This window comes from Lysobacter fragariae, assembly GCF_054779775.1.
On record NZ_BAAGXP010000007.1, the window covers coordinates 290,679 to 311,706 of the forward strand.

Consider the following 21,028-nt stretch of genomic DNA (forward strand, 5'->3'; position numbering starts at 1 on the left):
ATGTCCGACAGCCTGCTACCGCCCACGCAATCCGTCGCGCAACACGCCGGAGATGACGTCCGCCTGTTGCGCATCGCCGGCATCGACGAAGCCGGCCGCGGCCCGCTCGCCGGGCCGGTCGTTGTCGCAGCCGTGGTGTTCGCGCCCGGCCGCACGCCGGTGAATGGACTCGACGACTCCAAGAAGCTCGACGCCACGCGCCGCGAGCAGCTGTTCGACCGCATCATCGAGCGTGCTATCGCGCACAGCATCGTCTTCGTCGACGTCGAGGAGATCGATCGCATCAACATCTTCCAGGCGACGATGCTCGGCATGCGGCGTGCACTGGAAGCCGTCGCGCACGTCGCCGACATCGCCCGCATCGATGGCAACAAGGTGCCACCCTCGCTTCCCTGCCCTGCCGAAGCGTGGATCGGCGGCGATGCGCGCGACCGTTCGATCATGGCCGCATCGATCCTCGCCAAGGTCGCTCGCGATCGGCACATGCTCGCCCTGCACGCGCAATGGCCGCATTACGGCTTCGACGAGCACAAGGGTTACGGCACGCCCGCGCACCTGGCCGCGCTCACCGCGCACGGGCCCTGCCCGCAGCATCGGCGCAGTTTCGCGCCGGTGCGCCAGGGTCAGGGCGACCTGTTCACGACGGGCGCCTGATAGCCCCGTGTTTCGCGTAGCCCGCCTTTCTCAAGTGTCCGGCACCCAGACGCCGCGCGCATCCTCTGCCACCGCCGCACGATCCGGCGCCGATACTCGCGGCAGTGCACCGGGACTAGCCACAACGCCTGTCGCGCTATCGGGCGCTCCTACGGCATAGCCCGACAATCACCGCTGCGGCAGCCGCGTTCCATCACCCGCCACCCGGCTTGATCTTCAGGTCGGGATCGACATGATGGCCGTTCGCGGTGATCCCGTACTTGTAGGTGCCCGGTGGTTCGGTGGCATCCAGTACTACCTTGTGACGCCCTTTCCCGACCACGGACGCCAGTTCGCCGTCGCCGGGCGGGCCGCTGGGGAAATCGAGGATGAAATTCGCCGACTCGCCTTCCGGGCCACGGAAGGTCACCGTGCTCCCCTGCTTGACATCGCAGGTGTCCGGCGAGGCCGAGGGCTTGCCGTTGTTGGCGTACTTGATGTTCACATACACCTTGTTGTGATTGAGGTGGCCGGCATCACCACACCAGACCCCATCGACTCCGGGAGCGGTGTCGGTATCAACCGGCGCCAGCTGCTTCTGGCTGCTCCCTTGGGTTGCGCAACCGGACAAGCCGACGGCGACCAGCAACACGACGCGACGAAGCACTTTCATGGAACCTCCATCTCATGCCGAGGGGGCGGGATTCACTGCGTCGCCGTGCTGCTGTCGAGCAGGGGATGCAATACCGGTGATGCCGAAAGCCGTTCGCGGCCGATGTCGCCGGCCAGTGCGCGCTGGATGCGCTCACGGGCGCCGGCAGCGTCGCCCAGGCGCGCCAGCGTCTGCGCACCCCAGTACGCGACTTCGCCCGGCTCCGCGCCCAGCGATTCCGCGCGCGCCAGCAACGTCCGCGCCTCCTGTGCCTGACTCAGGTTGGCCCGGTACCACGACAGCACGGCCAGCGCGTGCGCGTCCTGCGGCTTGAGGTCGACGTAGGCCTGCGCCATCTGCGCCGCACGCTGGTAGGGCTCGCGCGCCTGCGCCTGCGTCGCGGGCGTCGCCGACAGGGCGTCGCCCAGGTTGCCCCACGTGCGGTAGTCGCCCGGGTCCAGCTGCGTCGCGCGACGGAACAGGCTGGCCGATTCCTCGTAGGCGCCCTCGTCAAAGCGCAGCACGCCCAGGTTGATCAGCGCGCCGGAGCTGGGTTTGATCGCCAGCGAACGCATGAAGGCGTCGTTCGCACAGGCCTTGTCGTGGTTGAGCAGGCACAGGCCGCCGTAGCTGGCCCAGGTTTCCTCGTCGTTGGGTTCCAGCGTGGTGGCGACGCGGTAGGTCTCGATCGCCTTGGGCAGGTTGCCGCCGACGTAGTAGTGGAAGCCCAGCGAGCGGTACACGGTCGCGTCGCCGGGTCGCAGCTGGCGCGCGCGCTCGAAGTAACCCAGGGCGACATCGTCGTGGTGCTGCGCGGCTTCGGCGCGAGCCATGCCCAGGTAGGCATCGGGCTTGAGCGCGTTGTCCTGCAAGGCGCGACGGTAATGCACGAGCGCCTGGGCGGGTTCGTCGCGCGTCTGGTGCAGATCGCCCAACGCCAGGCTCACCTCGCGCAATGCCGGATCCATCTGCTCGGCGCGCTTGCAGGCCGTCTGGGCACGTTCGAACGCGGCGGCATCGCGACCGCTGGTGAACGCGTCGATCTGCGCGCGGCACACGCCTGCCTGTGCGCGTGCGAAGCCGCGGTCGGCGGCTAGCGCCTCGTTGAAGAACCCGATCGCGGCCGTCGTTCCTTCCTTGCGATCCGAAAGCCGTTGCAGGCCCTTCAGGTACGCGTCGTAGGCCGCGACGTTGCGCGTGGGCTGCAGCCGGCGCGCGAGGGCATCGCCGCTACCAGGCTGGTCGCCCAGCAGTGAATGCACGACTTCGCCGGCGATCTGCGTCTGCAGCGCGAAGACGCCGGCCAGCTCGCGGTCGTAACTGCCCGACCAGACCGTGTATCCGGTGCGCGTGTCGGTGAGGTGGGCGCTGACGCGTACGCGCTTGCCTTCGCGACGGACTTCCGCATCCAGCACCGTCGCCACGCCCAGCAGGCGACCGAGTTTGCGCACGTCCGCGCCGCGCGTCCCGCACACGCTGTCGGTGCGGCAGGCCGCCACCTTCAATCCCGGAATCCCTGCCAGTGCGTCATGCAGTTCCACGGCCAATCCTTCCGCGAAGTAGCTGTCGTTGCTGTCGTTGCTGATGCTGGTGAACGGCAGCACGGCGATCGTTGCTTCCGCGGGCGGCGCGCCGGCGCGTTCGCGACTGGCCCACCACACCGCCGCGCTTGCGACCAGCACGATTCCCACCACCAGCACCAGCGCCGCGATCGGCGAAGGACGCCACCACGCGCGCCTTCGCCGCGACATCGCGACCGTCGCGACTGTCGCGCCCGATTCAGGCGACAACGAGGCCGCCACGCTATCACCGGCGATCGGCGCATCCGTCTCCACCCAATGGGTGTCACCCGCTGGTGAAGCCACCGCGATGGCGTCAGTGGCGGGCGCTTGTACGGATGGGACTGGCTCGGTGCCAGCGTCCACCGGCAAAGACGGCTGCAGCTCTCCGACGAAGCGGTAGCCCAGCCCGTGCTGCGTCTGGATGTAGCGCGGGTTCTGCGAATCGTCATCCAGCACGTGCCGCAGCTGTGCGATCGCGCGCGTCAGCACACCCGGGGTGACGTGGCGATGCCCCCACACCGCGTCGAGCAGGTCGCCATGGCGGACCAGCTCGCCCGGATGCCGCAGCAGGAACTCCAGCACCGCGAAGGCCTTGGGTTCCACCGCCTGCAACTGCCCGTCGCGGGCCAGCGTATGCGCCGATGCGTCCAGCACGACGTTGCCAAAACGGAAGCACTCGCCGCCGGCCGGGCCGGAAATCGTGGCGCCCGGGCCCTCCATCAGCAAAACCTCATGAATGACACCGCAGCGTCACGCAAGCATCCGGGAACGATCATGTCGTCGTCATGACCCCGATCGCGCTCGAACGGATGCTGGGACCACGCCGGATGACCGGCGTTTCCCCCCGCCGTCGGAGTCAATGCCATGAACGCCATGCTCGCCACCGCGATCCCGTTGCCCGCCATCCTCGACCAGCCCTCGCCGTTCGGCCCCGGCCGTCGCCACTGCATCGACGACTTCCACCTGAGCGCGGCCGCCGTCGATCGCTTCAATGCATTCCTGGCCCGACTGGGCCGCCGCGCCGCGCCGCTGGACTGCGACCGGCTGGCCACCGCGGCCCGCCAGCTGCGCGATGCGCAACCCGATACCACCGAACCTGCCTGCATCCTGCAACGCATGAACAGGCTCGCAGCGGCCGCGCAGATGCTCGACGACAGTCAGTGGGTGCCCGACGACGAGGCCGGCAGTTACGCCGCGATGGTCATGCACTACGCCAGCGGCCGCTACCAGCTGCTGCCGAACTCGTTGCCCACGGTAGGCCACCTGGACGACGCGCTGGTGGTGGAAGCCGCGTGGCCCACGCTGCAGGGCGAGGTCGCCGCGTTCCTGGACTTCTGCCGCATCCGTTCGATCGAAGCCCAGCTGCGCGGCTGCGGCATCGGCGACTTCACCTTCGACCGCCGTGACTGGGCCGATGCACACCGCGCCGAAGCCGACCTGGAAATCCAGCGCCGTTGCATCCGCGAAGGTTCCTACCTGCCGGCGCTGGCGCCGCGGTTCTGCGTGCATTGAACATCGCGCCATCTGCCAGAACACGGCAATTGCACAGGCCGCCCCAGGGGCGGCCTGTCTGTTTCCGAAGGTCAGCTACTCCCGGTGCGCACGGCCTCGCGGCCCGCGTGAATACGCCCCATGAACCACCCGACGCCGTCTGTCGGGTGCACCCGCCACACGGCCGTCATCGGCGCATCATGGGACTGCAACTCCATAGACGAGAGGCCGTGCAGTGCACCGGCCGGCGCACGGCTTTCCCCAGGAGAAACCTCCCGGTCGGATGCGAGGTGCCCCATGCGCATTCCACACCCCACTCCCACCGCCAACCCGCTGCCGTTCGAGCGTTTCCGCGGCGGCCTGGTCGATGCCCTTGGCGCGCCGGCGGGCTTCGCCGAGATCGCCCTGTCCGGGCCCGCCGTTACCGACTTCGACAACCTGGTCCACGAGCTCTATCCCGATGCTGCCCGCGTCGACCAACCGCGCCTGCAGCAGCTGGCGGCGTGGCTGCTGTCGCTGCCGGAAGACCGGGCCCACGTCGAACTGGAAGCGCGGCTCGAACGCCTGTACGAACTGCGCGCGATCCTCAGCGATCCGGCCTGGGACCCGCACGACGCCACGCGCATGCGGATCCGCAAGCTGCTGGACTACGTCGACCGCGAGGACGACCTGATCCCCGACAGCCTGCCCCTGCTGGGAAAGCTCGACGACGTGCTGCTGATCGAACTGGCGTGGCCGGCCTTCGCCGAGGAAGCCGACGAATACGCGGACTTCTGCAACTACCGCCAGTCCGAGCATCCGGTGGGCTCGCCGACCGAGCAACGCGAAGCCTGGTTGCACGACCGCCTGGCCGAAATCGAACTGCTGCGGCAGAACGCGCGGATCAGCGACGAACATTTCGCCAACGGCCGCACGCCGGAAGGACCGCTGCGCGTGACCTGAGGCAGGGCGGGCCTTGGCCCGCCGTTTCGCAAGGGAAGGCGGGCATGCCTGCTGAAGGCGGGCCGAGGCCCGCCCTCACGCCGCTGCGGCGTCCCGAAGATACCGCCGCATACCTCCGAGTCGTTTCGGCAGGGGTGGCGAGGTATCGATGCATACCTCGCGACCCTTTCCGCACCCCTCCGCAGGTATGGCGGGATACCTCGCGAGGGTCCCGGAAAGGAGGCGGAGGGATTCCGGAACCATCGCGCTATATCGACACATACCTCGCGACCTATCGCTGCATGTACCGCGAGGGTTCCCCGGAGCCTCGCGAGGTATCGCGCAACGACCGCGAGGGTTCCCGAAACGACTCCGAGGTATCGCCCGATACCTCCCGAGATACCACCCGATGCCTCCCGGGCATACGAAAAGTCCTCAAGGCCTCGTCATTCCTGCCGCTTTCGACAGCAAAGCTGCTCAAGCAGGAAGCAGTGTCACCGGATGTAGGGCGGGCCTTGGCCCGCCGTCCGGGCATGCCTGCCGACGGCGAAGCCGGTCATTCCAGCGCCTTTGCCTTCAATGGCTTGAAGTCACCGGATCCCCGCCTTCGCGGGGATGACGACGTTTATCCAGGGGCTCGCTGACCAGCCGCCCGGCGCCGGAAACCACCCCGCGAAAAGTCAATATCGTAGGGCCCCCGCCGCGGCTGCTAACCTGCGCCACCAGCATCCGACGGCCCGCATGACCGCCCGTTTCGTCCACCTCCACCTGCACAGCGAGTACTCGCTCGCCGACTCGACGATCCGCATCGGCGAGATGGTCAAGCGCTGCGTGAAGCTCGGCCAGCCGGCGGTGGCGGTCACCGACATCGACAACCTGTTCGCGGCGGTGAAGTTCTACAAGGCGGCCGAAGGCGCGGGCATCAAGCCGATCATCGGCGCCGACATCGGCCTGGCCGACGGCAACGAAACGCCGGCGCGCATGACCCTGCTGTGCCGCGACCGCAGCGGCTACCTGACCCTCTCGCGCCTGCTTTCCCGGGCCTGGATGGAAGGCCACCGCATCGATGGCGTCGCCATCCGCCCCGACTGGCTGCGCGAGGACAACGCGGGCCTGTTCGCGCTCGCCGGCCGCAAGAGCCTGGCCGGGCAACTGGTCGCGACGCATCGGCACGAGCTCGCCGAGGCCTCGCTCGCCGACTGGCGCGAGATCTTCGGCGACCGCCTGCACCTGGAACTCACCCGCAGCGGTCGCGATGGCGAGGACGCGTTCAACGCCTTCGCCGTGAACGCCGCGACCCGACGCGGCATCCCGCTGGTGGCGAGCAACGACGTCCGCTTCCTCGACCCGGAAGGCTTCGAGGCGCACGAGGCACGCGTGTGCATCGCCTCGGGCCGCGTGCTCGACGATCCCAAGCGGCCGCGCGAGTACAGCGCCGAGCAGTACCTGAAGTCGTCGCAGGACATGGCGACGCTGTTCGCCGACATACCCGACGCGGTCGACAACGCCGTCGCCCTGGCCACGCGCTGCAACGTCACGATGAAGCTGGGCGAGTACGCCCTGCCCGCCTTCCCGGTGCCGAGCGACCACACGATCGAATCGTGGCTGCGCAATTCGGCGCGCGAGGGGTTGAACGCACGCCTGGAAAAAGCGCCGCTCGCCCCCGACAAGACCCGCGCGGACTACGACGCGCGCCTGGAAACCGAGCTGGACGTCATCATCAAGATGGGGTTCCCCGGCTACTTCCTGATCGTTGCGGACTTCATCAACTGGGGTAAGGCGCAGGGCATCCCGGTCGGACCCGGGCGCGGTTCGGGCGCAGGCTCGCTGGTGGCGTGGGTGCTCGGCATCACCGATCTCGACCCGCTGCCGTACGACCTGCTGTTCGAGCGCTTCCTCAATCCCGAACGCGTGTCGATGCCCGACTTCGACATCGACTTCTGCATGGATCGCCGCGACGAGGTGATCGACTACGTCGCGCGCAAGTACGGTCGCGATCGCGTCTCGCAGATCATCACCTACGGCACCATGGCCGCGAAGGCGGTCGTGCGCGACTCCGGGCGCGTGCTGGGCCATCCGTACGGCTTCGTCGACGGCATCGCCAAGCTGATCCCGATGACGCTGGGCATTTCGCTGGACGATGCGCTGGGCGAGTCGGAGGCGGCGAAGAAGGACAGCAACCTCGCGTCCGCGGAGCTGATCCAGCGTTATCACGCCGAGGACGACGTCCGCGACCTGCTCGACCTCGCGCGCAGCCTCGAGGATCTCACCCGCAACGCCGGCAAGCATGCCGGTGGCGTGGTGATCGCACCGTCGCCGCTCAGCGACTTCTGCCCGCTGTTCGCCGAACACGACGGCGAAGGTCGCGGCAGGAATCCCGTCACCCAGTTCGACAAGGACGACGTCGAAGCCGTCGGCCTGGTGAAGTTCGACTTCCTCGGCCTGCGCACGCTCACGATCATCGACTGGGCGGTGAAGGCGATCAACGTGCGGCGCGCGCGCGAAGGTCTCGAGGCGCTCGACATCACCACGCTGCCACTCGACGACAAGCTCACCTACGAGCTGTTCGCGCGCGGCGATTCGGTTGCGGTGTTCCAGTTCGAATCGCGCGGCATGCGCGAACTGCTCAAGCGCGCGAAACCCGACACGTTCGAAGACATCATCGCGCTCGCCGCTCTGTTCCGTCCCGGCCCGCTGGGTTCGGGGATGGACCGCGACTGGGTCGATCGCAAGCACGGCAATGCCGCCGTCACCTATCCGCACGAATCGCTGGAACCGGTGCTCGCGCCGACCTACGGCGTGATCGTGTACCAGGAACAGGTGATGCAGATCGCGCAGGTGCTGGCGGGCTATACGCTCGGCGGCGCCGACATGCTGCGTCGCGCGATGGGCAAGAAGAAGCCCGAGGAGATGGCGAAGGAGCGCGCCAAGTTCGAGGAAGGCTGTCTTGCACGCGGCATCCCGGCGCGACAGGCGAGCCCGATCTTCGACCTGATGGAGAAGTTCGCCGAGTACGGCTTCAACAAGTCGCACTCGGCCGCCTACGCACTGGTTGCCTACCAGACCGCATGGCTCAAGGTGCATTACCCGGCCGAATTCATGGCCGCGGTGTTGTCTTCGGACATGGACAACACCGACAAGGTCGTGGGCTTCCTCGACGAAGCGCGGGTGATGGGCCTGACCGTGCTGCGGCCCGACGTGAATGCGTCGGCGTACATGTTCGAAGCCGTGGCGCCGGGCCCGTCCGATTCGCAAGCGAATCGGGGCACGATCCGCTACGGCATCGGCGCGGTGAAGGGCGTCGGTCGCGGTGCGTGCGAAGCCATCGTCGAAACCCGGCGCGCCGGCGAGTTCACCGACCTGCTGGATTTCTGCAAGCGCGTCGACAACGGCAAGCTCAACAAGCGCGCGCTGGAAGCCCTGATCCAGGCCGGTGCGCTCGATGCGCTCGGCAGCAATCGCGCCAGCCTGACACTGCAGCTGCCGGAAGTGCTCAAGGCCACCGAGCAACTCGCGCGCGAACGCGAAGCCGGCCAGGTCTCGCTGTTCGGCGGCATGGAATCGGCGACGCCTTCGATCCACATCGAACTGCGCGAAACCGACGAGTGGCCGCTGGTGCAGCTGCTCAGCGGCGAACGCGACACGCTTGGTCACTATCTCAGCGGCCATCCCTTCGATCCGTATCGCGAGGAACTGCGTGCACTCGTCGGTCACGATCTGGGCGATCTCGAACGCATCTGGGATTCGCGTCCGGAAAGCGCGCGCAGCGGCTGGCGGCCGGAGCTGGAAACGGTCGTCGCCGGCCAGGTCGTCGGCATGCGCAAGAAGGGCGACAGCCAGATGTTCGTGCAGATCGAGGACGGCAACGGCCGCCTGGAATGCGCGTTCTTCGCCGAGACCTATAGTGAGTTCGCGCAGCTCATCGCACGCGACCGCCTGCTCATCGTGCAGGGCGGCCTGCGCGAGGACGCCTTCAGCGGCGGCTTCGCGTTGAAGGCGCAGCGCTGCTGGGACTACTCCCAGCTGTGCGCGAAACACGCGCAACGGTTGTCGCTGCGCCTGGACCTGCGCGTACCCGGCACGTGGTCGCGCGTGGACGCCCTGCTGGCGAAGCATCGCCCCGGCACGACCCCGCTGCGGCTGGACCTGCTGCGCGACGGCGCGGCGGGCATGCTGGACATCAACGGCGCCAATTCCATCCGTGTCGATGCGGACCTGCCGGGCACGCTGCGCTCGCAGCCGGGCGTACGGACGGTGAAGCTGGCGTTCTCCAGGCCGTGGTGAGTTGATCCCTGCCGCAAGAGGTTACCGCTCGTCCTGAGCGTAGGCGCGCAGCGCCGAAGTGGAGGGATCCCTTCAGTACCGTTTTGAGCGATCTCTCGCGTGAGGAGATTCCGCTCGTCCTGAGCGTAGGCGCCTTGCGCCGAAGTCGAAGGACCGCGCGGAATCCCTCGCCAGCATCCTTCGACTTCGGCGCTGTGCGCCTACGCTCAGGATGAGCGGGGAGGTCTGATCAGGTCAGATGGGTCGCGGCACAGGCGAGTCCGGCGCCCCCTTGGTGCCCAACGCCCCAGAAAACGCGGAGCCTGTCCCAACGAGCCGTGCGTCGCAGTTCCGCCCCTTCCCAGCCCCAACAAACACCCCCGTACGGCCCCTTTCGCTTACCTCGGCTAAACTTCCCGCCTTCACCGGCCCCGGCCCACGCATGAATCCGAACTACCTCGACTTCGAACAACCCATCGCCGACCTGGAATCCCGCATCCAGGAAGTGCTGCACGCCAGCCACGGGCCGGCGGTCAATGTCGATGCCGAAGTCCATGCCCTGCGCGAGAAGCTGCGCCTGCGCACCGCGCACATCTTCCGCGACCTGACCCCGTGGCAGGTCTCGCAGCTCTCGCGTCATCCGTCGCGGCCGTACACCCTCGATTACCTGCGCGTGATCTGCGACGAGTTTCAGGAACTCGCCGGCGACCGCGCCTTCGCCAACGACAACGCCATCGTCGGCGGCCTTGCCCGCATCGACGGCCGTAGCGTCGTCGTGATCGGCCACGAGAAGGGCCGCGACACCAAGGCGAAGGTCCGCCGCAACTTCGGCATGCCCAAGCCCGAGGGCTATCGCAAGGCGCTGCGCCTGATGAAGATGGCCGAACGCTTCAGCCTGCCCGTCCTCACCTTCATCGACACCGCCGGCGCATGGCCGGGCATCGATGCCGAGGAGCGCGGCCAGTCCGAAGCCATCGCGCGCAACCTGATGGAGATGGCCGAACTCAAGGTGCCGATCATCTGCACCGTGATCGGCGAAGGCGGCTCCGGCGGCGCGCTCGCGATCGGCGTCGGTGACCGCACGCTGATGCTCGAATACAGCACCTACTCGGTGATCACGCCGGAAGGTTGCGCCTCGATCCTGTGGAAGACCGCGGAGAAGGCGAAGGACGCCGCCGAACAGCTCGGCATGACCGCCAAGCGCCTGAAGGACCTTGGCCTGATCGACAAGATCGTGCGCGAACCCATTGGTGGCGCGCACCGCAATCCCACCCAGATGGCCAAGCGCCTGAAGGCCGTGCTGATGAACGAGCTGGACGCGCTGCAGGATGTGCCTGTGGCGGATCTGCTGGATCGTCGCTACAAGCGACTGCGCAGCTACGGCGCGTACGAAGCGGCCTGACGCGCCTCCGCGGATGTCCAGTCCCATGGGGCCTGGACGTTCGCGGTTATCGACTGTCAAACGACCTGCCTCAGGCAGTCGGCACGCGCAACATTCCCCATGTTGCGGTGGGCGAATACCACCTGCCCGCATCCGGCAAGGCCCCGGAGCCTGTACTACCATCGCCCCGAACCCGGCGCACCGCCGGTGGGGAGGGGACGCACATGGTGATTCGTCGTATCGGGGTACTTTCCGCAGCGAAGATTGGCGCCGCACTGGGCGCGGGCTTTGGACTGCTGGCGGGCGTCATCCTGTCGCTGTTCTCGCTGATGGGCGGACTGGCAGCAGCCGGTTCGCAGTCGGCTCCAGTGCCGCGCTGATGGGCGGCATGGGCGTGCTGGCCATCGTGATCCTGCCGATCGTGTACGGGATCTGTGGCTTCATCGGCGGAGCGCTGCAGTCGTTCCTCTTCAACTTCGCCGCGCGATTTGTCGGCGGCCTGGAGATCGAGACGGAGTAAGACCGAGGACTACGACGCTGTGTCCCTTGTGGCACAGCCGCAACAGACTCAGGAAAGCCGCCGGCATCGCACCGGCGGCTTTTTCTTTCATGGCCATTTCCGTTGCGTACCGGCTTCGGGCGCGTCGCCCGCACGCACCGCCAGCGGACGCACGTCGTTGACCAGGTGCATCAGGAAGCGGCCCGGCTGCTCCTGCATCATCATGTGCGCCGAATCGTCGAACCAGACCAGCTTCTTCACCGGCGCGTGCACCTTGGCGAACCACGCCGCGGCGACCTCGTGCGACGTGGAATAGTCGTGGCGGCCGTTGAACAGGAAGAACGGGCAGTCGAAGCGGGTGTTCTTCGCGAAATCGACGGGTTCCAGCAGCGGCAGCAGGTGCGTCAACGAATACAGGCTGCCCTGGTCGATCGCGGCCAGTTCGGCATCGGTGTAATCGGGCGACAGCTTGCGGGCGTCGTCGAACGGTTTGAACTCCGTGCGCCCCCACGCCAGGCCGCCGTAGTACATCACCCACTGCCGCTGCGCGCCGATGCGCTCGATGGTGAGCTGGCCGACGGGACCGGGATACGGCGCGAGCGCTTCGAGGTCGGCGATCGCCTTCTTGTTGCCTTCCGCCTTCGCCTGCGCGAGTGCCCACTGGTAGCCGATGGCTTCGCTCTCGCGCATGTTGGCAATCTGGCCAGTGCCGATGTAGGCATGCAGCCATTGCGGATGGCGTCGCGCGATCTCCTCGCCGATGACGCTGCCCCATGAATGGCCAAGCACGAAGATCTTCCGCTTGCCGTAGGTCGCCATCAGGTAGCGAACCATTGCCTCGGCATCGGCGACCATGCCGTCGAGGGTCATGCCCGGCGCCATCGCCTCGGGGGTGTTCGACGCAAACGTCTTGCCGGCACCGCGCTGGTCCCATTGCACGACGGTGAAGAAGTCCTCCCACGGCCGCTGATAGCCGTACGACTCGACCATCTCGGCCGCGCCGGGGCCGCCGTGCAGGTACAGCAGGATCGGATTGCGGCGATCGTTGCCGCGCACCGAAATCCACTGGCGGATGCCGTTGATCTCGACCGCCCGGACATCCTCGATGCCCATGGGCGAAACCACCTTGCGGCTCTGCGCGACGATCGCGCGGGCATCGTCGCGGGAGAAGGGCTTCGCCGTCGGCGTGGCCGGGGCGGCCGCGTGCGCGGACAGGCTGCCCACGATCGCAACGAACATCGTCAAGAGCAGTGATTTCAAGGGCAGTGATTTCAAGCGGGGTGATTCCAACAGCCGTGATTTCAGTCGCATCGGATTCCTCCTGGAGTCGCGCTGATAGTGTGTCGCCGAAGCCACGACCCACGACGTGCCATCGGTCACTGCAACCGTTTCCCGCGTCCGCGCAACGCGGTACCGCCGTCGCGATAGGATGGCCGCGATGACCGCATCTCTGCTCATTTCCGCCACCGACCTGGACCGCACGGGCGATGCCGCGCTGGTGGTCGGGCTCAGCGGCGGACTGGACTCGGTGGTGTTGCTGCACGCGTTGGCGGCGTCGCCACGGGCGCGCGAACGTGGCCTGAGTGCCGTGCACGTCCATCACGGCCTGCACGCCGATGCCGACCGCTGGGTCGCGCATTGCGAACAACTGTGCGCATCGCTCGACGTGCCGTTGCAGGTGACACGCGTCGAAGTCCACCGCGACCTTGGCGAAGGCCTCGAAGCCGCGGCGCGGCAGGCCCGCCACGCCGCCTTCGACGCGGCGCTGGGTGATGGCGAAGTGCTGGCGCTGGCTCATCATCGCGACGACCAGGCGGAAACCTTCCTGCTGCGCGCATTGCGCGCGTCGGGACCGGATGGACTGGGTGCGATGCGGGCCTGGCGGCAGTTCGGACGCGGCTGGTTGTGGCGACCGCTGCTCGGCCATGCGCGCGCGGATCTGCTCGCGTATGCGCAAGCGAACGGCCTGCGGTGGATCGAAGACCCGAGCAACACCGATGCGTGCTTTGACCGCAACTTCCTCCGCCAGCAGGTGTTGCCATTGCTGCGCGAACGCTGGCCGCATGCCGATGCCGCGTTCGCACGCAGCGCGAGCCTGTGCGCGCAGGCAGGCGACCTACTGGACGAAGGCGACGTCCTCGCGCTTGCGAGCGTGCGCACGACCGACCCGCGCGTGCTCTCGCGCGACGGGCTGCGCGCGCTCGCACCCGCGCGCCGTGCGCGGGTGCTGCGACGCTGGATCGATGCCGTGGGGCTCCCCCCGCTTCCGGCCGAGGGCGTTGCGCGCATCGAATCCGACGTGCTGGACGCGCGCGACGATGCCGATCCCCGGTTCGCCTGGCGCGATGCCGTCGTGTGCGCCTGGCGCGACCTGCTCCATGCCGGACCGCAGCGCGCGCCGTTGCCATCCGACTGGCGCTGCGACTGGGACGGTACGGCACCGTTGCTGCTGCCGGGAGGCGACGTGCTGCACCTTCACGGCGCACCGGGCTTTGACGCCTCGCTCACTGTCCACGCACGCCAAGGCGGTGAACGCATCACCCTCCCCGGCCGCACGCACTCCCATGCGCTCAAGCAGGTGCTGCTGGACCTGGGCATCCCGCCGTGGGAACGCGAGCGGCTGCCGGTGCTGTCCGATGCGCAAGGGACGCTGCTGGCGGCGGGCGATCTCGCACTGTCGGATGGCTTCGACACCTGGCTGCGTGGGCGGGGCGCGCGGCTGGTCTGGCAGCCATCCCGGGAATGACGTGGCGCCGCGCCACCAGCGAATTTGACCGCCCCTCCCGGCCCCCTCACACTTTCCCCATGGCCCGAAAACCCGCCAACACCCCCGATGCCTCCCCCGTCGCCGACTTCGAGCAGTCGCTTGGCGCACTGGAACAACTCGTCGAACAGATGGAACGCGGCGAGATGAGTCTTGAGGAATCGCTCGCGGCGTACGAACGCGGCGTCGGCCTCTATCGCCGATGCCAGGGCGCGCTGGAGCAGGCCGAACTGCGCGTGCGCCTGCTCAGCGATCCGCAGGACCCCGCCAGCGCCGAACCCTTCGCCGCACCCGATGCCTGACCGCCACTTCGCCGCATGGCGCATGCGGCTGGAAGCGGTCCTGGAACGCGCGCTTCCGCCAGCACTTGAATCCCCGCAGGGCCTGCACGGCGCGATGCGCCATGCCGTGCTCGACGGCGGCAAGCGCATGCGACCGCTGCTTGTGTATGCCACCGGCACTGCGTTTGGCGCCGATCTGACGGCGCTCGATGCGCCCGCCGCCGCGGTCGAACTGATCCACGCCTATTCGCTGGTCCACGACGACCTGCCCGCGATGGACGACGACAGCCTGCGTCGCGGCAAGCCGACGGTGCATATCGCCTTCGACGAAGCCACCGCGATCCTCGCCGGCGACGCACTGCAGTCGCTCGCGTTCGAAATCATCGCCGACGGGGCGCAACTGCCTGCGACGGCGCAGGTCGCCTTGTTGCGCGAACTCGCGATAGCTGCCGGCGCCCGTGGCATGTGCGGCGGCCAGGCGCTGGACATCGACGCCACCGGCAACGGCGACGCGATCGATGCGGTTGAACTTCAGCGACTGCATGCACTGAAGACCGGCGCGTTGCTGCGCGCCTCGGTGCGCATGGGCGCGCTGGCCGCGCAGGTGGATGCGGACACGCTGGCGCGACTCGACACCTTCGCGGACGCACTGGGCCTGGCCTTCCAGATCCGCGACGACCTGCTCGACATCGAAGGCGACAGCGCCACGCTGGGCAAGACCGCCGGCAAGGATGTCGCGCAGGCCAAGGCCACGTTCCCCGCACTGCTCGGCGTGGAGGCATCGCGCGAGCGGTTACGCACGCTGTCCACCACGATGCGCGAAGCGTTGGCCCCCTTCGGCGAGCGCACGACCGCACTGGCGGAGCTGGGACGCAAGGCAGTCGAACGTTCGCATTGAGGAGCGAGGATGCGTGGCGCGTGGCAGGCGTCTTGCTCCGGTCCTGCTTTGGTGCCATCTCGCCGCGAATGCGGGAATACCTGCCGTCATCCCCGCGAAGGCGGGAAGCGCCCCACAACAGCCGAAGGCCGGTCATCCAGCGACTTCATTGAAGCAAAGACGCGGGACCAACGGCCTCGCCGTCGTGAAGCGCTTTGCGCCTTCGCGGAAATGACGAACAAAAGCTATTGCTCAGATCTTCCCTGACTCCTCCGCAGACCCGGCCCGGCCTCCCCGCACCTTGCCCCAGCCAGCAACCGATGCACCTGCAATTCGAATCCGTCGCGCTTTCGTCGTAGGCTTGGACCGCAACCTGGGGGAGCCATGGTGAGAAAACGCAGGCCGGCACGCACTGTGCTGTCGTGGCTCGATGCGGTGATGGCCGCTTCCGCCCAGACCTTCATCGACCGCTGGGGCCGATTGGAGCTGTTGTACAAGCGCCCGCTTTCGCAGTTCGCGTACCGGCTGCGCTTCGCGTTCTATCCGCTGCTGGCCATCGGCGCGATCGCCTGGCTGGGCTGGGACTGGACGCACGACCGCTCGCTCAACTCGGCTGAAGACGCGATCTTCGACACCGTCATCAAGCGCCGGCCGGTCGAGCCAATCGCGTCGAAGCGCGTGGTCGTGGTCGAAATCGACGATTGCTCCATCGACCATTTCCGCAACCTCGGCGAGGGCGGCTGGCCGTGGAGTCGACAGCGCCACGCCGATCTACTCGACGCGCTCGATCGCGCCGGCGTGAGCGCCGCGGGCTTCGACATCATGTTCACCGATCCGTCCAGCGACGATCCGATCGGCGACGCCACCCTGGAGGCGATGGCCGAGGGCGGCGGGGGCCGGTTCGTGTTCGGCGCCTCGCGCGTGCACGCCGACTTCGATGCGTCCGCCGGCGCGATTCCTGCGTCCACGGCGCCGGGCGCGTTCGCCCTCGCGGCGGGTGCGGACAAGCACAAACCGCGCATCGCCCTGCTGCTGCCCTACGGCAAGGCGATGACGCAGCATGCCGGCCTGCTCGATGTCACCCGCAGCGTCGATGGCGTGCTGCGAGACATCCCATTGCGCTCGAACGAAGGCGACTGGGCAATTCCGTCGATGGCGCTGCGGCTTGCGGCTTTCGACACGAAGCGTGCGGCTTCGTCGTTCCCGGCCAGTGTGCGCATCAACTGGCGCAGCCACGAACGCATCGCCTACATCAGCGCAGCCGACTTGATCGAGGGAAAACCCGTCTGCCTCGACAAGGGCGGGAAGGCGCCGTCGCTGAAGGGCCGCGTCGCGCTCATCGGCTACACCGCGTCGGGCCTCAACGACGCCAAGCCGACACCCGTCGACCCGGTGATGCCTGGGGTGGAAGTCCAGGCCGAAGCCACCGCCGCGCTGATAGACGGCAGCGCGATCTGGATGCCTCCCGCGTCGTTGAAATACGTACTGGCAGGCATACTGGTGCTGCTGACCGCCTTCGCGTTCCATCGCGGCGAACCCGCCGGCGACATCGATTCGATCTTCGTTGCCATCAACCTGCTGCTGCTCAGCCTGGCCTATGCGGGGCTCACGTTCTTCGGCGTGTTCTTCGACATCTTCGCCAGCATCGGCTTCGTCAGCCTGTGCTTCGGCCTGTGTCGCACGTATGCGGGCGTGCAGCGCGGCCGTGCCGTGGGCATCGCGGATTTCCTGCCGGAATTCCAGCCGCAGACCGATCGCTGGCTGGTGCTGGTGCGGCTGCGCTTCATTCCTTATCCGTCGCTGGACAAGGCCGCGGCGTCGCGGCGTCGTCGCGAATACCGCCGGCGCCTGCGTCGTTTCTTGTATGCGGGTACCAATGCAGTGATGATGGAAGGCGTCGTCGAGCGCAAGAGCTGGCTGCACGCCACGCTGGACGACCTGATGCTGATGGTGTGGAAGGGGCCGGACGAAGCCACCGCGCGCCAACTGGCCCAGCACGATCTCGACGCGCTGCATGTTCACCTGAATGAATACGACGATCGCCTGGACGACGATGGCATGGTGAAAGCCAGCCTCGTCACCGCGGAGATCGACGACGATGCCGACGAATCCGACCGCGGCGAGCGCCTGCGCCTGCGCGAGGCCTTCGGCCGCGTGCTGGAGCAACGTGAAGAATGGCCACTTTCGGCCAAGAACTGCGTATTTCAGGTAGACACTCCCGGAGACCCGCAATGCACCGAGCCTTCCGCTTCCTGACCTGCATCGTGCCGCTGCTGCTTGCATTGGCAGCTGCCGATGCAAGTGCAGCGACGATCACCGATTCCGCCGCCGTGGTGCACAAGCCCTCCGTCGACGTGCACAGCGCACCGGATTTCAAGGCGCCCACGGTTGCCACGCTCCGCCAGAACGATCCGGTGAAGGTCGCCGGCCAGGAAGGCCTCTGGTTCAAGGTCTCGCTGCCCGCTGGCACCTCCGGCTACGTGCGCATCAACGACGTGCGCATGGCGTCGGCCAAGGTCGAGAAAGGTGCCAACACGCGCGCGTTGTTCACCGGCAAGGCCGGCAAGGGCCGCGTGAGCGAAACCGCGGGCGTGCGCGGCATCGACGAGAGCGACCTGAAGTCGGCATCGTTCGACGCCGTCCAGTTCGCCAGGCTGGAGTCCTATCGACTCAGCGAAAAGACCGCCAGCAGCGATGCGAAGAAATCCGGCTGGAAGTCGAGCACGGTTGCCTACGCGACCGAAGCCAAGGCCACGCCGGGTGCGAAGAAGGGCCGCGCGACCCAGGCGCAGAAGCGCGGCGGCCTGGCGATCGCGCGCGGCTTGTTGTCCGCGCTGGGCGGCGGCAATGCCGCTACCAGTTCCGCTGCCGACGTCGCCGATGCGTCCGCCGGCAAATCCGAAGAAGAACTGTCCGCCGAAGAACTCGCGCTGGGCCCGGAAATCGCCGGCCGCATCCTCGGCGCAGCGCCGTTGCTGGCCGATGATGCCGCGCAGCGTCGCGTCAATCGCGTCGGGCGCTGGGTGGCCTCGCAGACCAACCGACCGGAGTTGCCGTGGACCTTCGGCGTGATCGACTCGCCGGAGATCAACGCGTTTGCCGCGCCCGGCGGCTACATCCTGATGACGCGTGGCCTGTATGAGCTGCTGGGCAGTGATGAGGAAGTCGCCGCCGTGCTGTCGCACGAGATCAGCCATGTCGTGCAGCGCGACCACTACAACGTCATCCGCAAGCAGGAACAGCAGTCGGCCTTGCAGAATGTCGCTGCGGGACAGGTCACGGTGGGTGGTGGCGTCGCCGGCAGCATGGCCAAGGATTACGTGCGTCGCCACGGCGCCACGGTGATGCTGACCAGCCTGGATCGCGACGCGGAGTACCGTTCCGACGAGGCAGCCGAAATCTACCTTGCCCGCGCCGGATTCAACCCGATGGCGTTCTACGCGGTGCTACAGAAGATGGCCGCGCTTGGCAGTAGCGGCGGCAGCCTGGCGCAGTTGTACAAGACGCACCCGTCGCTGCCCGATCGCATGGATCGCATCGATCGTCGCGGTTATGCCGGCCTGGAGCGGTACACCCAACGCAATTGAAGCCGCGCTTCAACTGGCAAAGAAAAACGCCGGCCAATGGCCGGCGTTCTCGTTCAGGTGCAGCTTGTTCAGCGCGACTGTCTGTTCAAACCGCGCGTATTACTTGATCAGGCGCAGCGTGAACGGATAGCGGTAGGCGACGCCTTCGTTGGCCTTGATCCCCGCAATGATGGTGAGGACCAGCCAGGCGATACCGATGACGATCCAGGCCGGGATGGCGATGATCAGGCCAAGACCCAGCGTGAAGATGGAAAGCAGCAGCAGCCCGAAAAACACGAGGCCGACGGTGATATTGAAGTTCAGCGCTTCCTTGCCCTGGTCATCGACGAAGGACGACGTGTCCTTCTTGACCATCCAGATGATCAGCGGACCGATGAAGCAACCGATGCTTCCGGCCCAGCCCGAGGTAAGGATGCCGCCCACAAGAGCGGAAAGGTGCGCAAACATGGCCCACTGGCGGTCCTGCGCGGACGTTCCACTGTCCACCACGCCACTGGTCTGATCCTGGTTCTCTGTCATGGATGTCTCCCCGTGATCCGGCCGTACGCCGTTTCCGAACTCTAGCATTGTGTCGCGGGAGCGGGCGTCATCCCTCGGGACGGAGGCATGCCGCAGCTTCCGTGCAGGTCGATCCGGCACGTCCGACGCGCCAATCCTGCACTTCAGTCGGGCGACTCAATCCGAAGCCGTTTCACCCGCCACCGTCATGCGGCCCACCAGGATCGACCCGGTACGCACATGCGAACGCGGGTCGACATCGGTGCCGACGGCTTCGATCGCAGCGAACATCGAGCGCAGGTTGCCGGCAATGGTGATGCCGTCGACCGGATAGGAGATTTCGCCGCCCTCGATCCAGAATCCCGCCGCTCCGCGCGAGTAGTCGCCGGTCACGGTATTGACGCCCTGCCCCATCAGTTCGGTGACCAGCAGGCCGCGTCCCATGCCGCGCAGCATCGCGTCCTGGTCGCCGGCATTCGCCGACACCTGCAGGTTGTTTACGCCACCCGCATTGGCGGTCGTCTTGAGACCCAACTTGCGCGCCGAGTAGCTCCCCAGCACGTAACGTTGCACCACGCCGTCCCTGACCAGCGGCGACTCGCGCGTCGCCACACCCTCGGCGTCGTACGCAGCCGAACGCAGGCCGCGCGGCAGGAACGGCAGTTCGTCGATCGACAGCCATTGCGGGAACAGCGTGCTGCCGACGCTGTCCACCAGGAAGCTCGCCTTGCGATACAGCGCGCCGCCGGACACCGCGCCGATGTAGTGGCCGATGAGCGAACGGGCGACTTCGGCGGAGAACAGCACCGGATATTCACCCGTCGCAACCTGTCGCGGCGACAACCGCGATGCCGCGCGCTGGGCCGCCTTGCGACCAATCGCGGCGACGGCTTCGAGGTCGTCGGCGGCGAGCGCGTAGCTGTACCAGCCGTCGCGCTGCATCGCGTCGCCACGGCCGGCGATCAGCGCGCAGCCAACGCTGTGGTTGGTGCTGCGCTCGCGGCCGATGAAGCCGTGCGAGTTCGCATACACGCTCAAGCTGCTGCCGGTGCCCAGCGAAGCGCCGTCGGAGTTCTCGATGCGTCGGTCCTCGCGGCCCGCGGCCTCGCAGGCCAGGGCCAGTTCGATGGCCTGGTCGGCCTCGATGGCCCAGGGATGCCAGCTGTCGAATTCGCGCAGGTCGGTCGCCATCAGTTCGCGTTCGGCGAGCCCCGAAGCGACATCGTCCTGCGTGTAGCGGGCGATGGCGCAGGCCTGTTCGACGGTCGCGTCCAGGCTCTCCTCGCGCAGGTCGGCGGTGCTGGCGGTGCCCTTGCGCTGGCCGAAGTAAACGGTGACCGCGATGCCGCGGTCGCGCGTGGCCTCCACGGTTTCCACCTCGCCCATGCGCACGTTCACGCTCAGGCCGGTTTCCTCGGAACAGGAGACCTCCGCCTGGCTGGCGCCATGCGCGCGGCAGCGTTCCAGCAGCAGCTGGGAGGTTCCGGCGAGGCGGTCGAGCCGGGCCTGGCTGTCGTCGTGGACGGGGGCTAGGGTGTTCAATGCCTTATCCTTTGGTCTTGGCGGCGGATTCCCGGCGCCGTTGTGCAATTGCGTGCCGGGCAAGCCCGGCACCACGG

At 67.4% G+C, this 21,028-nt stretch carries 18 protein-coding genes; 13 read left to right on the forward strand and 5 right to left on the reverse strand.

The window, feature by feature from the left end; genetic code table 11:
- Window positions 1-654 carry a ribonuclease HII gene (locus ACYVD7_RS10290; protein ID WP_460762546.1) on the forward strand — a complete coding sequence of 218 codons (654 nt, stop codon included), beginning with the start codon at window positions 1-3 and terminating at the stop codon, window positions 652-654.
- Between the two features lie 193 nt (window positions 655-847).
- Here ACYVD7_RS10290 and ACYVD7_RS10295 read toward each other — a convergent pair whose 3' ends face one another.
- Together ACYVD7_RS10295 and ACYVD7_RS10300 are read right to left on the reverse strand one after the other, a co-directional pair.
- A complete protein-coding gene (locus tag ACYVD7_RS10295; RefSeq protein ID WP_460762549.1) occupies window positions 848-1,306 on the reverse strand; it encodes a hypothetical protein in 459 nt (152 codons plus the stop codon).
- A gap of 32 nt (window positions 1,307-1,338) precedes the next feature.
- Window positions 1,339-3,567: a winged helix-turn-helix domain-containing protein gene (locus ACYVD7_RS10300; RefSeq protein WP_460762552.1), complete on the reverse strand. Its 2,229-nt coding sequence runs from the start codon at window positions 3,565-3,567 to the stop codon at window positions 1,339-1,341.
- Window positions 3,568-3,711: 144 nt separating this feature from the next.
- Between ACYVD7_RS10300 and ACYVD7_RS10305 the strand changes: the two genes are divergently transcribed.
- From ACYVD7_RS10305 to ACYVD7_RS10330, 6 genes are all read left to right on the forward strand, one after another.
- Window positions 3,712-4,359, forward strand: coding sequence for a hypothetical protein (locus tag ACYVD7_RS10305; RefSeq protein WP_460762555.1), 648 nt, complete (start codon window positions 3,712-3,714; stop codon window positions 4,357-4,359).
- A 276-nt stretch (window positions 4,360-4,635) separates the two neighbouring features.
- Window positions 4,636-5,280 (forward strand): hypothetical protein, encoded by a 645-nt coding sequence (locus ACYVD7_RS10310; RefSeq protein WP_460762557.1) that lies wholly within the window; start codon window positions 4,636-4,638, stop codon window positions 5,278-5,280.
- A 720-nt stretch (window positions 5,281-6,000) separates the two neighbouring features.
- The gene (dnaE, locus tag ACYVD7_RS10315) at window positions 6,001-9,543 is read left to right on the forward strand and encodes a DNA polymerase III subunit alpha (RefSeq protein ID WP_460762560.1); all 3,543 of its coding nucleotides are present in this window, start codon (window positions 6,001-6,003) and stop codon (window positions 9,541-9,543) included.
- 421 nt (window positions 9,544-9,964) lie between these two features.
- Window positions 9,965-10,924, forward strand: coding sequence for an acetyl-CoA carboxylase carboxyltransferase subunit alpha (locus tag ACYVD7_RS10320; protein WP_460762562.1), 960 nt, complete (start codon window positions 9,965-9,967; stop codon window positions 10,922-10,924).
- A gap of 203 nt (window positions 10,925-11,127) precedes the next feature.
- Complete coding sequence (locus tag ACYVD7_RS10325) at window positions 11,128-11,283, forward strand: hypothetical protein (RefSeq protein WP_460762565.1); 156 nt, start codon at window positions 11,128-11,130, stop codon at window positions 11,281-11,283.
- A complete protein-coding gene (locus ACYVD7_RS10330; RefSeq protein WP_460762568.1) occupies window positions 11,283-11,423 on the forward strand; it encodes a hypothetical protein in 141 nt (46 codons plus the stop codon). The genes ACYVD7_RS10325 and ACYVD7_RS10330 overlap by 1 nt, the downstream gene beginning before the upstream one ends.
- An 87-nt stretch (window positions 11,424-11,510) precedes the next feature.
- Here the strand turns inward: ACYVD7_RS10330 and ACYVD7_RS10335 are convergent, their stop codons facing one another.
- Window positions 11,511-12,515 (reverse strand): alpha/beta fold hydrolase, encoded by a 1,005-nt coding sequence (locus ACYVD7_RS10335; RefSeq protein WP_460762570.1) that lies wholly within the window; start codon window positions 12,513-12,515, stop codon window positions 11,511-11,513.
- Here ACYVD7_RS10335 and ACYVD7_RS10340 point away from each other — a divergent pair.
- The 6 genes from ACYVD7_RS10340 to ACYVD7_RS10365 all read left to right on the forward strand — a co-directional run bounded on the left by ACYVD7_RS10340 (window position 12,514) and on the right by ACYVD7_RS10365 (window position 18,911).
- Window positions 12,514-12,738, forward strand: coding sequence for a hypothetical protein (locus ACYVD7_RS10340; RefSeq protein ID WP_460762573.1), 225 nt, complete (start codon window positions 12,514-12,516; stop codon window positions 12,736-12,738). The two genes, ACYVD7_RS10335 and ACYVD7_RS10340, sit on opposite strands and share 2 nt — an antisense overlap.
- Before the next feature lie 93 nt (window positions 12,739-12,831).
- A complete protein-coding gene (gene tilS, locus ACYVD7_RS10345; protein ID WP_460762577.1) occupies window positions 12,832-14,148 on the forward strand; it encodes a tRNA lysidine(34) synthetase TilS in 1,317 nt (438 codons plus the stop codon).
- Between the two features lie 59 nt (window positions 14,149-14,207).
- Window positions 14,208-14,468, forward strand: a complete 261-nt coding sequence (locus tag ACYVD7_RS10350; protein WP_460762580.1) for an exodeoxyribonuclease VII small subunit — start codon at window positions 14,208-14,210, stop codon at window positions 14,466-14,468.
- A complete protein-coding gene (locus ACYVD7_RS10355) occupies window positions 14,461-15,345 on the forward strand; it encodes a polyprenyl synthetase family protein (RefSeq protein WP_460762583.1) in 885 nt (294 codons plus the stop codon). The genes ACYVD7_RS10350 and ACYVD7_RS10355 overlap by 8 nt, the downstream gene beginning before the upstream one ends.
- Window positions 15,346-15,711: 366 nt before the next feature.
- On the forward strand, window positions 15,712-17,580 hold the full coding sequence (locus ACYVD7_RS10360; RefSeq protein WP_460762585.1) for a CHASE2 domain-containing protein: 1,869 nt from the start codon (window positions 15,712-15,714) through the stop codon (window positions 17,578-17,580).
- A complete protein-coding gene (locus ACYVD7_RS10365) occupies window positions 17,556-18,911 on the forward strand; it encodes a M48 family metalloprotease (protein ID WP_460762588.1) in 1,356 nt (451 codons plus the stop codon). The genes ACYVD7_RS10360 and ACYVD7_RS10365 overlap by 25 nt, the downstream gene beginning before the upstream one ends.
- Before the next feature lie 99 nt (window positions 18,912-19,010).
- On the opposite strand, the gene ACYVD7_RS10370 is transcribed toward ACYVD7_RS10365, so the two are convergent.
- Window positions 19,011-19,358, reverse strand: coding sequence for a DUF4870 domain-containing protein (locus ACYVD7_RS10370; RefSeq protein ID WP_460762697.1), 348 nt, complete (start codon window positions 19,356-19,358; stop codon window positions 19,011-19,013).
- Window positions 19,359-19,586: 228 nt separating this feature from the next.
- Entirely contained in the window at window positions 19,587-20,951 is a 1,365-nt protein-coding gene (pmbA, locus tag ACYVD7_RS10375) for a metalloprotease PmbA (protein ID WP_460762590.1), read from the reverse strand.
- Window positions 20,952-21,028 lie beyond the last annotated feature (77 nt).

Excerpts from the sequence above, each read along its gene's own strand:
- ACYVD7_RS10305 (WP_460762555.1), top strand. The coding sequence starts at position 3,712 with ATGAACGCCATGCTCGCCACCGCGATCCCGTTGCCCGCCATCCTCGAC.
- ACYVD7_RS10335 (WP_460762570.1), bottom strand. The coding sequence starts at position 12,515 with ATGGGCATCGAGGATGTCCGGGCGGTCGAGATCAACGGCATCCGCCAG.
- ACYVD7_RS10325 (WP_460762565.1), top strand. The coding sequence starts at position 11,128 with ATGGTGATTCGTCGTATCGGGGTACTTTCCGCAGCGAAGATTGGCGCC.
- ACYVD7_RS10310 (WP_460762557.1), top strand. The coding sequence starts at position 4,636 with ATGCGCATTCCACACCCCACTCCCACCGCCAACCCGCTGCCGTTCGAG.
- ACYVD7_RS10330 (WP_460762568.1), top strand. The coding sequence starts at position 11,283 with ATGGGCGGCATGGGCGTGCTGGCCATCGTGATCCTGCCGATCGTGTAC.
- ACYVD7_RS10370 (WP_460762697.1), bottom strand. The coding sequence starts at position 19,358 with ATGTTTGCGCACCTTTCCGCTCTTGTGGGCGGCATCCTTACCTCGGGC.
- ACYVD7_RS10365 (WP_460762588.1), top strand. The coding sequence starts at position 17,556 with ATGCACCGAGCCTTCCGCTTCCTGACCTGCATCGTGCCGCTGCTGCTT.
- ACYVD7_RS10355 (WP_460762583.1), top strand. The coding sequence starts at position 14,461 with ATGCCTGACCGCCACTTCGCCGCATGGCGCATGCGGCTGGAAGCGGTC.
- tilS (WP_460762577.1), top strand. The coding sequence starts at position 12,832 with ATGGCCGCGATGACCGCATCTCTGCTCATTTCCGCCACCGACCTGGAC.
- ACYVD7_RS10290 (WP_460762546.1), top strand. The coding sequence starts at position 1 with ATGTCCGACAGCCTGCTACCGCCCACGCAATCCGTCGCGCAACACGCC.
- ACYVD7_RS10350 (WP_460762580.1), top strand. The coding sequence starts at position 14,208 with ATGGCCCGAAAACCCGCCAACACCCCCGATGCCTCCCCCGTCGCCGAC.
- dnaE (WP_460762560.1), top strand. The coding sequence starts at position 6,001 with ATGACCGCCCGTTTCGTCCACCTCCACCTGCACAGCGAGTACTCGCTC.
- ACYVD7_RS10340 (WP_460762573.1), top strand. The coding sequence starts at position 12,514 with ATGGGCGAAACCACCTTGCGGCTCTGCGCGACGATCGCGCGGGCATCG.
- ACYVD7_RS10320 (WP_460762562.1), top strand. The coding sequence starts at position 9,965 with ATGAATCCGAACTACCTCGACTTCGAACAACCCATCGCCGACCTGGAA.
- ACYVD7_RS10300 (WP_460762552.1), bottom strand. The coding sequence starts at position 3,567 with ATGGAGGGCCCGGGCGCCACGATTTCCGGCCCGGCCGGCGGCGAGTGC.
- ACYVD7_RS10295 (WP_460762549.1), bottom strand. The coding sequence starts at position 1,306 with ATGAAAGTGCTTCGTCGCGTCGTGTTGCTGGTCGCCGTCGGCTTGTCC.